The organism is Ruminococcus sp., from assembly GCF_017650195.1.
In the GTDB taxonomy this organism is placed as follows: Bacteria; Bacillota; Clostridia; order Oscillospirales; family Ruminococcaceae; genus Ruminococcus.
In genome coordinates this window covers 1-12643 of sequence record NZ_JAGCFH010000119.1, presented here as the reverse complement: position 1 = coordinate 12643, position 12643 = coordinate 1, and the positions used below count along the sequence as shown (strand labels likewise).

The window sequence follows — 12643 nt, the reverse complement described above, 5'->3', positions numbered from 1 at the left end:
CTCGTATTTTTCAAGCTCTGAATTAATCTGGCTCAACTTTCCATTTATATCCGAGATATTAATATCTCGGATATAAATGGAAAGTTGAGCCAGATTAATTCAGAGCTTGAAAAATACGAGCTTTCAAAAAATAATCAGCAGATAAAAGCGCCTGTGAATGGTTATATCAATAGTATCTCAGTAAACAGTATAGGAGAGAACGTAACGGCTGCGCAGCAGGTTATAACCATAGTACCTGCCGGAGCAGATGTGGAAATGGTCTGCTACTTCAAAAATATGGACATAGCGGATATAAAGGTGGGAATGGAAGCTGAGATAAAGCTTGAAGCCTATCCCTACAACAAGTATGGAACGGTAAAGGGCACTGTTAAGTATATCAGTCCCAGCTCGTTCAATACCGAGAAAATGGGCAGCGTTTATCTTGTAAAGCTTGAGGTTGAAAACACGAATCCCGATATCAGCATAATGTCCGGACTTACCGGAGCAGTTGAGGTCAAGGTAGGAAAGCAGTCAGTAATGCGATATTTCCTTGATCCCATAGTAAAGGGTTTCGGTGACAGCATGAAGGAGAAATAATTCTATTGTAATATAGCTTCTTTGACGGTCGAAAGCAGACTGGCGTTTGCACAACTGCCCTGAGCCGTACAAAATGTTATTTGAACTTTTTTACGAGCGAATACTGTTCGCTCGTATTATTTCGGAAAATCAATAAAAAACGTCTGAGAATACTCCCAGACGTTTTTATATATTACGTTGCGTTTGAATATCTTGTTTTATGCAGATGTATAAAGTCCGAAAATTTTTCAATAATCATTGGCTTTTCGTTGAATTTCAGTCCGTTATGTCCTCATAAAAGAGTTTTTGTAACCGGCTGTCTGCATTATTCACCGGCGGCTTTCATCTGAGCCTTGTCCTCGTACATTATCGCGTCTACCTCTCTAATAACGTCGTCCAACTTCATGCCCTTCTTGAACTCGCCAAAGCCCACCGCGATACTGTATCCTTTTTTATGTACTGCTTCCTTGAGCTGCTGCATGGTCAGCTCAACCTCAATATAAGTGGCATTGGGGTAGAGTATCTCAAACTCGTCTCCGCCCATTCTGTAGAAACGGCACCTTACCGGAAGCACCTCTGAGGCGCTTTTAGATACGGCAAGTATAGCTTTGTCGCCGGCGTCATGACCGTAGGTATCGTTTATGGTCTTAAGACCGTTAAGGTCAATGGAAGCTATGTACATCTGTTTCTTCTGCATATTCTTTATGTCATTGTAGAAGGAATGACGGTTGAATGCGTCTGTCAGAGCGTCCCGGGTAAGGGTCTCCGTAGTGAAGAAGATATAGTAGAAGGTACATGAAAGAGCTGCCATACCGCTTATAAGGAACTTGTAATGGAACACAGCATTCATTATTACCGCTACTATTATGCCGCCGCTAAGGATCAGTATAAATACGCTCTCATGTTTAAATCCAAGCCTGAATTTGATAATGGCTATGGCAAGCAGCACAAATATGTATATAAAGCTAAAAAGGTAGGGTACGAAAGCCAGCGGACCAAATGAGCGGATACCTGTTTCGTCGAATTTGAATACCCAGCCAGTGAAAATACTAAGCAGGCAGAGAATAGCATTGAATAGTGCCAGAAACTGTATGATACGCCGGGCACGCTTTTTTAAGACGTCCGTAACAAAAATGAAGGGCAGAGCCACTGGACCACTTATGGTAAAGCTTATTGCTGAGAATATTTTCATCAGCATAATGTGCTTGCCTGTTCCTGTGAAGGTATATACTACTATATTGCATACGACCATCATAAAGGAGATGATAGTACATAGCATAAATTTTGATTTGCGATTTGCAGAAAGTGTTGAATTAAACAAGAGAAAGAAAAAAAGTGTAAAATCCGTTACAATAATAAGGTAGCTCATCTGTACGATATCTCTGAACATTCCATCAGCTCCTCTCCTTACAGTCTAAATGTTAGCAGTGTCTGCGTAGATTCTTTTATAAAGTCTTGCGCCTCCTGAACATCGTTCACGGCAATAACCGTTTTCGGGCGGTCATTGAGTACATACTAATTATACCATATTGATAGGTTAAAATCAATATAATATATGTATATATATTATTTACATTAAGTGACCAGAAAAGGGTTCAGATTTTCTTGTTCATGATTTCCATAGCCCATTGGGTGTTTATCCTTACGTCATCGGCAGCAAGGAGGTCTACCTTGAACTTTTCGACTATTAGGTCGTAGTTGCTGCGTATGAACTCAGTGCGTCCCCATTCGCTGTTATTGAACAGTACCGCGAACTTAAGGGAACCGTCCTTTTCTTTGTTGAGGTATATCTCCTCAATTTTATGCTCGATGTCCTTGTTCATTATCTCAGCGATGATAAACAGCTTCAGTAGCTCCACAGCTCTGTCGTCAAGCCCCTCGTCAAGTATTAGGAGCTTTTCGTGGAACTGGTTTATATTGAATACTACGCGCTTCTGGCAGTTTGCTTCGAGAGGTATGCTCTCGTCATAAGGGTCGTGGTCGAGCTCCTGCATAAAGTTAATCGCAGCCTGAGAAAACTCGGGAACGAAGTGTATAAGGAAACTCTTTTCGGGCTCGTGATAAAAAAATGGGTATAAAACTACAGTGCCATTGCTGCATTTCGGGCAGTGGAATATGAACGCCTCCTGATTTCTTACGGGCTCCTTAAGTTCTGGAGAATCCTTGGAATTTATGCTTTCCCATACTTTGTAATCGTATTCGTGACCGCACTTCTGGCATTTTACCTTTTCTATGTGATTCCTTGACATGGCTTTTCCTCTTTTCATAATATTTAAGCTTTGATGCTGTTCCTAAGACAAGAAAGTCGCACCGGCATAAATGAGACATTTCATTTATTATACCATATATCAAGTTGAAAATCAAGATTCGGATGAAAAAAGAGCCTTAAGCCATAAGCTGACGTCATATACGACTGCATGTTAAATGATAATGAAAATTCGAAGTTAGTCACTATAGTGATTCCATTAGCTACTACGCCTGCTTTCCCTCAAGAGTAGCGATTACTCTCGATTTAAATTCTATCTCCATAGTGAAATAAAGATTGTATTTCATGCATACTCTTGACATGTTGTTGAAAATACTGGCTGTGTCTTACACGTACTTGAAATAGAACATCAGAAGTGGTATAATAAAAATGGTTAATTATTTTGATACTTTCCATATCATAACATTTTCAAGTATTACGGAGGAATAATATGTTGGGAAAAATATCAGCATTTATTGCAGCATCAATTATTGCATTTGGTTCTGCTTATAAAACAAGTTTTGTTCCAGAGGGATGGCTTGTATGGCACAGCTATACTGATTACTCAGCTATGGATAGTAGTTTGTATTATATGGAGCCGGATGGTTCGATAAGAACGATTGAGGGAGCATTTGCTCATGCTATGAACGGCAGTTTCGGAAATACACCCGATGTAGTCACATTTATGGCAATAGATACTACAGCAGATGAATGGGATATTTACATATATAACGCCGCAGATGAAAGCGTTGTTAATATGACAGAACACAGCGGTTATCGCAATGAAGATCCCAAATGGTCTCCAGATGGAAAAAGTATTATTTTCAAGCGCGGAAAATGGAACAGTGCTGTTAATGGCTTCCAGTATGATCTGGCGCTATTAGATATTCAGACCAGAAATGTTACTATGCTTACAGATGATATCATCGAGGAAGCAATGCCGTGTTTTTCTGATGACGGAAAGTACATATATTATGCAGGCTATAAAAATAGTATAGGCTCTATATATCGGATGAAACTGGGCAATGGAAAACGCAGCGCCATATTCAGTGAAAATGGAGTAAATGCTTACTACCCAATAGTAATGGGGAAAGATCTGTACTTTACCAAATGGCGTAGCAAAACAAACCATCATGATCAGCTGATGCGATTTGACGGAAAAAAGGCTGTAAGTTTGCCGTTTAATACTGCAGAATGTGATCGTTCAGATATTTGCCCTATAGGGGGCAGCTCATATATTTACAGCAGTACACTGCACGGAAATTATGATCTTTATTATTACAACGGCAGGGAAGAGGTCATTCTTCCAAAGATCAATTCAGAAAGAAATGAGCTTGGTGCGGATTTCTACGCCTTAATCTGATTTACGTTGATTATGCAGGGATGAAAGTTATTCATATCTAAAAGAAAAAAACCTCTTCAAGTCAGTTGTGACAATGAAGAGGGGATATTTATATCTATAGTTTTAATGTAGCTTTAAACTAAAAAACATTTATTATCGATAACATTTGTTTCATATTACCATGTATAGTTTGATTATAGTTTCAGTGGTACATAGATAAAGAGACAAAGGAACTGTTTAAATGGCAAAAGCAAATATACGAATAAAGATTTGTCTATTAACTCTTACAGCCATTAATGCTGACAAATGCATGATATGTTATATAACAAGCGCAAAATACTATTGCATACCACATTATGTTTTGATACAATATAATTGTAAATGCACAAAATAAAAAGCCGAGTTTAGCATGAAAATGGATTTTATTGAACTCCGTACACGGTATACACATACCGTATCTGCACTGTATGGAATTAATGAAGTAGCACATAATGTTACTCGGCGCAAATGTAATTGAGAGGGAATCAAAAATGAAAAATCTTACTATCAAAAGATGTGCGGCTGTTTTGGCAGCTTGTACAGTTGTTGCGGCTGCTATGCCCTATAATGGAACTTCTGTTATTGCCGCGGGAAACATTATTAGCAATTCCACATTTGAGAACGGTACCTCGGGCTGGGGCACATACAAGGAGAGCGGTGGTAAATGCTCTCTTGGCACTGAGGACGGACAGCTTGCTCTGACAGTTTCTAGCGTCGGAAAGCTTAACTATGCAGTACAAGTGTTTTATGACATTGTTCCACTCTATCAGAATGGTGTTTATCGTATTAAGTATGATATTTCTTCAAGCGTTGACCGTTTTATTGAGGGAATGATTCAGCAGAACGGTGGCACTTATCAGGCCTATACCTGGAAGGGACTTCAATTGACAACAGAACCTCAGACTGTGGACTATGAGTTCACTATGGAGGCAGAAACGGATATCATGGCCAAGCTTGTGTTCAACTGTGGTATACAGGAGAAGTACGAGGGAGAACTTCCTGAGCATACTATTTTTATTGATAACGTTTCGCTTGAGCTTGTTGATGATAGTAATGTTGATTACGCTTCTAGCCGCCCATATGCTCCATCTATAAATGTTGATCAGGTAGGATATAGGACAAACGGAAAGAAAATAGCGGTATTCCGAGACGTTACCGAACAGACTGAATTCAATGTAGTAAATGCGGATACTAAAAAGGCTGTTTTTACAGGTAAGCTTGAAAACAAGACAGATAACAAGAGTGCAAATGAGACAAACTGGACAGGTGACTTTTCATCTGTTAAGGATGCAGGCAAGTATTATATTTCCTGTGAGGGACTTGATGATTCATATACATTTGAGATAGGTGATAAAGTATATTCAAATCTTCTTGATGACAGTGTGAGGATGCTCTATTTACAGCGCTGTGGTGTTAAAATAGAGGACAAGGATTTCGGCCATGAGGCATGTCATACTGAAATGGCTACTGTCTATGGCACGAACGATAAGGTAGACGTAAGCGGCGGCTGGCATGATGCAGGAGACTATGGAAGATATGTTGTTCCTGCGGCAAAGGCTGTTGCAGATCTGCTTTATGCTTATGAGGCTGATCCTGAGCTTTATAGTGATGATATTGGTATCCCTGAGAGTGGAAACGGTACTCCTGATATACTCGACGAGGCTCGTTTTGAACTGGAATGGATGATGAAGATGCAGACTGCCGACGGCGGCGTATACCACAAAGTATCATGTGCTAATTTCCCAGCGTATGTTATGCCAACAGAAGAAACAGCAGAGCTTATCGTAACTCCTGTAAGCTCAACTGCTACCGCTGATTTCTGTGCTTCTATGGCACTTGCTGCTGAGTTTTATGAGAAGTATGATAAGGACTTTGCAAGGAAGTGCATGGATGCCGCAGATAAGTCGTGGGCTTGGCTTGAGACGAATCCTAATTTTGTATTCGATAATCCTGCCGATATAGTTACAGGCGAGTACGGTGACAAGACTGATAATGACGAGCGATACTGGGCAGCGGTTCAGATGTACCGCGCCACAGGGGACGAAAAGTACCTTTCAAGTGTAAGCAGAGCTGTTACAGGTCTTGACTGGTCAACAGTGGGGGACTATGGCAATATCGCTCTCATTACAATGAAAAATGCGGATAATAGCTCGGAGGTATATAAAACTGCATATGATAATGCTGTAAGTGCTGTTTTAAAGCAGGCAAAGTCACTTCTCAGTACTTCTGAGGCGTCACCATACGGTCAGGCTATCTCGATGTTTAACTGGGGCAGTAATATGACGATTGCAAACGGTGGTATTATCCTTGCAATTGCAGGTGAGCTTACAGGTGAGCAGAGTTACTATGTGGCTGCTCAGGCTCAGCTGGATTATCTTTTTGGCGTTAACCCTGTTGGAACATGTTTTGTTTCTGGATACGGTACTGTATCTCCTGAAAATCCACACCATCGTCCTTCGATGGCTGTTGGTCATGCTATGAAGGGGATGCTTGCAGGCGGTGTAAATCAGAATCTTGAGGACAGCGCAGCAAAGGCTTACTGTCAGGATCAGCCGGCAGCTAAGTGTTACGTTGACAATTCTGAGAGTTATTCTACAAATGAGATAACCATATACTGGAATTCTCCACTTACATATTTACTTTCGCTTACTGAGAATACAGATACGAATGAACAGCAGTCAACAACAACGGCTATTACTACAACAACTTCACCTACTACCACTACTATAACGAGTGTAACAGAAAATGAAAAAACCGGTGAAGATGTAAGGCTTTATGGCGACACTAACTGTGATGGAAGTGTTGACATGGGCGATGCTGTGCTCATTATGCAATCTCTAGCAAATCCTAACAAATATGGCTTAGATGGTACAGCAGAGCATCATCTTACTGAACAGGGCAAACTCAATGGCGATATGGACGATAACGGTCTGACAGTTGGTGATGCAGAGGCAATACAGTGGAAGCTTCTCGGACTTGATGACAAAACTGATTAAAAAATATTTATTTTTGAGATGGCTCCATCTAAAACTGACGTTGATTCGCACCATTTGAAGCAGTAAATATGGTTGAATTTAAACTGAAAATCCGCGAACCCCATATCTTAGAATATATGACTCTGAATATAAAATATTGAGCTTAAATGATGAGTATTTTGATGACAATGATTTAATATACAATGTTCCTGTAGTTTTATATAAAATATCAAGGACTTCATGACTCAATGATGTATAGATGATACCTCCTCTTGACGTAACAAAAGCCGCTGTGAAAAATATTGCAGCGGCTTTCATCTATATATACAAATGAAAAACAAATCTTAATGCTTTGCCAAAGACATATGGCATATTACTGTTAGGTTATTATAAAAGTTTACCAGATCCTTATATCACCATTTCTTACAAAAGCTGATATTTTCATGTATGCTCTTCAAGGTAGATTAGGAAAGTTGAATAATACTATAATAGTATACTACATGTTATATAAAATCCAATCGAGACAGCTGCTTAGAAGCTTTTGTTTACAGCTCCTTTGGTTTTAAAGTATGATATTATTTAAAAACTATAGGTTGACAGATAAGTCCTTTTACTCCCATGCTTTCTAATGCTTCTAAAAATCTTCGACTTATGATATAATACTTTGCATCAGCTTCAGAAAATGTCTCTAAAGTAGCGTTAAAGTCCTTCAAGCTCGTCTTTATGTTAGCGGGTAAATAGAACGGATGCGGATAATTCTGAATTACATCATAAATCTTCTTGCCACAATGAGAGCATTCTTTATATGTAATCCAGCCATTCAGTTCGGATAAAGAGGGCATTACTTCATTGACTTCAACCTGATAAGCCACTACATCATCAGTTTTATCATCATATACTGGTAAAAATTGTATATTTGTGAAACTCTGTTGGGTTAGACTGTCTTTTAATAATTGTGTAATAAAATAACGACAAGTATTAGTGGCGGTGAATAGTTTATTTTTGATATCAACTCTGTTTACTTTAAAATAATCCTTTTGATTTCCTAACAAGCTGCCATTAGAACAACAGGATTCAAAACACTCCCCAATACTTCCTTTAATACATACAAGTGATTTTGATGCAACGAGAAAGTATTCACTTCTCTGAATCTCTGTTTTTGTAAATTTATGCTCATATGTCACTAGTTTATTTGCCCATTCCTTATAGCGATTTATAAAGGACATAACTTCTCCGTATAAATTTGAATCGATGGGCAACAATATTATTCTCAGCGTACTGTTAATACAGTATGCTTCACATTTGTTGAAAAGAATTTCTAACTCTTCTTTTGCTTCATTAGGAACTTTTGATTTAGTTGCTGTGGAATCTGTTAAAATCATTGGATATCTTAAATACGTTTTCATTGCATTGCACCTATTTCTCTAATATTATACCACGTAGCTTGTATGATTATCAATAATGATACATCAGGCACGGAAATTTCTCTTGAACTGATTATAATTGAACTGTGTCGGTGTACGATCCAGCACAGCAAAGTCAATCCTGCTGAAAAGGTCGTTTTCACCATATCCGTTATAATCCAGTTCATTCAACGCTCTTCGGAAGAGGTCAGAGATCACACTCGCATCGTTCCCATATGCACCGCAGCCCCATGCTCCGAGAATGAGGTGCCTATATCCGAAGAACGCTGCCGATTTCAGCATTCCGACAATGCGGTTATATACAAGATGCCTGTATGCAGATTCGCTCATGCCTTCTTTGCCGTCAGATACTTTCGGTGCAGCACATGTAAGAACGGATACTATAACGGTATCGTCAAGTAAAACACCATTTTCGTCCTTGATAATCTCTACACTCGGTGTAAGCATCAAAGCATCTGAGCCCATGAAAGTGTGCAGGCCCTTGTTATAATCGTAATATTTGCTTGCGTTCTTACTCTCAAGCGACAGTAACAAAGAGCTCTTCCTGCACAGATCTTCTTCCTGCGCTCTTGCTCCTCTGCGGACTCCGCCGCCCGGATGGACAGGACTTGCCAGATTCAGCACAAGAACTTTAGACATGCTTTCAGTTAAACGCTTTCGTGCAAGTGCATAAGAATCAATATTCTCGCAGCTATGGATGCATCTTTCGCTTTTTGTATCAATAGGCTTGAATTCTCTGTTGTTACAGATCAATTTTACATCATCAGGAAGGTATACCTGAATCTCGTTCATCTCCCTGTCGGAGAGTTTCAGCGGTATTTTTTTGCCGTCTTTCTCGTAGTATCCTTCTGTCAGTATCTGCATTGTGTTTTCAAACATCTGAATATCAACTGTTCTGTCTCTCATAAATACTCCTCTCAATCTATCAAAATTTCAAAATATTCCACCATTTGGTGGACAGTATTAAATATATACGTATCAAATAGTTTTTACTCAATATCAAAGCCACATTTCGCCGCCATTACCTATAAAGTATGATATAAACTCAGATAGCCATTTACAATTATTTTTCAGCTCCATCATCTTATTCTCATAAAATTCAGCTATAAGTTCGAATCCATGAGTATTATCATAAAATCTTGCTGTATCACACAAAAAGAGAACCTTTTCAAGTTGAATGAAACGATTTTGAAATCTGCGCCTTATAATATCATCCGGAATATAATGTCCTCCAGCTGCTACGCGTTTCGCTACTCGCTCTATACTTTCTTCTGCTGAATCAAGGCCTATATATACCATAGAAATGTGATATCCATACTCTTTGGCCATTTTAATAGTATTTACGATCTGTCTGCTTGACAAGGTAGTTTCCTGACAAAATGTGATTCCTTTTTTAAGACAACAATTGATCTCTTCTAATGCTTTTCTGCCTCCTGACATAATACTTCCTGTTTCAGCTGCAAAAGCGTCTGGATCTATTATACGCCCTAAGTAATTTACAGATTGGTCAGCAGTAAAGGTGCTTTTACCGACACCGTTTATTCCGCCTATTATCCAAAACGTTTTCTCAGGGACAGCATATACGTATTTCTTTTCAATGTATCGACTCATATAATTATCTTCATTTTAATCAAAATGAGAAAATAAAACGTATACTTCCTTTCCTGCTGCATATAAATTTCATGTTTACCATAAACATCCTCCTGTCCAATAATGCTCTCATTTTACTTGGGAGCGTGGGATTATTCACTTATAAGCTTTATCAGTTTTTCTTCAAATTCTGAAAAATCAGATCCTAAATGCATATCTTCTATTTTGTGTGCACCATATTCATGTGTTTTTATATATCTGCTAACTTCTTTTATGATTTTCTCATTTTGGGGTAATTCGCCTTTAAACTTACTGATATTGATAAGAGGAGAGAATTCATCAAATCCAACATAAAGATGATTAATTGAATTTATAGACAACACACGATCGTAGTATGGCTCGAACGTATAACATAGGCAGTCGCAAGTACTGTAATTATGCATATTATCATTTGACCAGGTTATTAAAGCATGAAAAGGCTTATGGAAAGGACGACAGTCAATGGTAATGATATCGCCTTCTTTATAAGGCATTGGTAAATGTAATCCAGCCATATCTACTAATCTATCATTATGATGATTTTCGCTGACAACCGCTGATTCAGAATAAAGCTGTGTACACCACACAGTACCATTGCTGCTCATAACGAACCAAGCATCAAGGTCGTATTTCCCGCTTCTCAGTGTATAACGCTCAATTACATACCAGGAATCATCAAATTCATCGTTTGTTACTCCTTCGTCAAGTCTTTCTTGGGTATATTCTAATATTTCACTAAAAGACTTGCAAGGCCATGTATTATCGCAGGTGTATTCGATGTCATCTGTGCTGCGCCTTCTCTTTAGAGTAACCTGGAATAACGCAACATCAGACTCCTCCAGAAGCAGATTTATTGCTGCTTCATAACATTTACAGGCAGAATCATACCTGCGTGTGATCCTTCCATTCTTTATTAATTCATCTTTGTATTTCTTTAAGAGCCTAAGTTTATCACGAATATCGATCTGAGCAGCATTGATGATCTGTAAGTAATCCCATTGATTTAACAGCTTCTCATTTTCAATAAGCCAGTTCCTGTATTCTTCGCTTTTAATATAATATAGTAGTTCAATCATAATTATTACTTTGACCTCCAGCACATTATCTTTTTACAGTTCTCTCCAAGCTCTATTCAGAATTGCATATACATATTCATTATAATCAGTCTCATCAGTCGGAGGGATATCAAGTATCTCCCGCGCAAATACACCAACTGCAAGGGAACGTGAAACCCCTGCAAAACAATGTATAAGCAGCGTATCAACGTCCTCTGCATGAGCTTTAATGAATTGTACAATTGCAATTGCCTGTGGAAAGAAGATAAGTCTAAGTCCATGTTCAGGCTCTTCTATATCATCGAAATAAAGAGTCAAGACATCCTTGCAATACTTGTTTTTCTTAAGTTCAAAGCCGAAACCGCTTACCCCTGCAACGATACAGAATGTTTTATCAACGGCGTCTCTATTATTATAATTTCCCTCCATATTTCCTCCATTCAAACAATTACCTGATTATCTGAATCTTTTATTGTCATCAAAACTAACGTATCATAATATCTTCTATCTGTATCGACCTTTATTTGAATTGTAGGATTACTGATCTTTGTTATATTACAAATATTAAGCTGACGTTTTGGTTTAAAGGTAAGGACTATATCTCCGATATATTTCGGCGTAATATCGCCAGGATTGGCAACATAGTCGGCTTCGGTCAAATCATGCAAAGCGGCTACAATATCATCAATAGAATAATCCTTATTCCAATAAAAGCTATCCTTTGAAGGAATACAAGCAGTTATTTTCGATGATTTTATAATATCAAGAATATAATTGACATCAGAAGAATCGATAATGACCTTGTCCTTAAGCTTGTTTTCAGCGGCTCTTAGCTGTTCTTCTGTCAATCTGCTTGAATCAAGTTGTGCTATTCTTACCAATGCTTCTATATTTATAATTCCATGAATATCATAATCATCAAGAGCTAATAGCTCAGAATCAGAACAATAATTATAATCAGATAGCTCATCTCCTTCAAAACAAGCTCTGTTATAATCTCTTAAATCATCAACTATGCACAAGAATGGATCACCATATATCACATCAGATATATGCAATATATCTTTTCTGTTTCTATCGATGTATATTTCATTGACTTTACCGTTGAGCTTTTCGTATACAGGATCGCATATATACTTTACAGGCACTTCTTCTGTCAGCCATATACCGTTCTGCCATAAATCATCACCATTCACACATACACTTCCTGTTATACGGCGTGGTGTGCCCCAAGTTCGATTTCCTTCAGTCACTCCAAAACGGAAACCATCGTAATCCATAGCATGAGCAGCTATTTTCAGCACAACAGGTGTTTTACCCCAGCGTTCAGCTGATTCCCATGCTTTTTCAAGTTTGAAATGTAAATGTACAGCATGACG

General features: G+C 38.4%; 10 protein-coding genes and 1 pseudogene. 3 read left to right on the top strand and 8 right to left on the bottom strand.

All coding sequences use genetic code 11. From position 1 onward, the window contains the following. The first annotated feature begins 84 nt into the window (after nt 1–84). The gene (locus J6U00_RS05650) at nt 85–576 is read left to right on the top strand and encodes an HlyD family efflux transporter periplasmic adaptor subunit (protein WP_296580032.1); all 492 of its coding nucleotides are present in this window, start codon (nt 85–87) and stop codon (nt 574–576) included. Between the two features lie 304 nt (nt 577–880). On the opposite strand, the gene J6U00_RS05645 is transcribed toward J6U00_RS05650, so the two are convergent. Continuing rightward, nucleotides 881–1945, bottom strand: coding sequence for a GGDEF domain-containing protein (locus J6U00_RS05645; RefSeq protein ID WP_296580030.1), 1065 nt, complete (start codon nt 1943–1945; stop codon nt 881–883). Between the two features lie 205 nt (nt 1946–2150). Beyond that, nucleotides 2151–2804: a CpXC domain-containing protein gene (locus J6U00_RS05640; RefSeq protein ID WP_296580028.1), complete on the bottom strand. Its 654-nt coding sequence runs from the start codon at nt 2802–2804 to the stop codon at nt 2151–2153. A 447-nt stretch (nt 2805–3251) separates the two neighbouring features. Here J6U00_RS05640 and J6U00_RS05635 point away from each other — a divergent pair, with 447 nt between their 5' ends. Together J6U00_RS05635 and J6U00_RS05630 are read left to right on the top strand one after the other, a co-directional pair. Continuing rightward, on the top strand, nt 3252–4163 hold the full coding sequence (locus tag J6U00_RS05635; protein ID WP_296580026.1) for a hypothetical protein: 912 nt from the start codon (nt 3252–3254) through the stop codon (nt 4161–4163). Between the two features lie 509 nt (nt 4164–4672). Beyond that, nucleotides 4673–7177, top strand: coding sequence for a glycoside hydrolase family 9 protein (locus J6U00_RS05630; RefSeq protein ID WP_296580024.1), 2505 nt, complete (start codon nt 4673–4675; stop codon nt 7175–7177). Between the two features lie 554 nt (nt 7178–7731). Here J6U00_RS05630 and J6U00_RS05625 read toward each other — a convergent pair. The 6 genes and pseudogenes from J6U00_RS05625 to J6U00_RS05600 form a co-directional block, all read right to left on the bottom strand. Further along, nucleotides 7732–8562, bottom strand: a complete 831-nt coding sequence (locus J6U00_RS05625) for a hypothetical protein (protein WP_296580022.1) — start codon at nt 8560–8562, stop codon at nt 7732–7734. A 63-nt stretch (nt 8563–8625) separates the two neighbouring features. Beyond that, complete coding sequence (locus J6U00_RS05620) at nt 8626–9486, bottom strand: TIGR02452 family protein (protein ID WP_296580020.1); 861 nt, start codon at nt 9484–9486, stop codon at nt 8626–8628. 93 nt (nt 9487–9579) lie between these two features. Continuing rightward, nucleotides 9580–10191 carry a hypothetical protein gene (locus J6U00_RS05615; protein ID WP_296580018.1) on the bottom strand — a complete coding sequence of 204 codons (612 nt, stop codon included), beginning with the start codon at nt 10189–10191 and terminating at the stop codon, nt 9580–9582. A 131-nt stretch (nt 10192–10322) separates the two neighbouring features. After that, nucleotides 10323–11285: a hypothetical protein gene (locus tag J6U00_RS05610; RefSeq protein ID WP_296580017.1), complete on the bottom strand. Its 963-nt coding sequence runs from the start codon at nt 11283–11285 to the stop codon at nt 10323–10325. 33 nt (nt 11286–11318) lie between these two features. Then, nucleotides 11319–11693, bottom strand: coding sequence for a hypothetical protein (locus J6U00_RS05605; RefSeq protein ID WP_296580015.1), 375 nt, complete (start codon nt 11691–11693; stop codon nt 11319–11321). A gap of 11 nt (nt 11694–11704) precedes the next feature. Further along, nucleotides 11705–12643 (bottom strand): annotated as a pseudogene (locus tag J6U00_RS05600) (hypothetical protein); the annotation flags it as partial.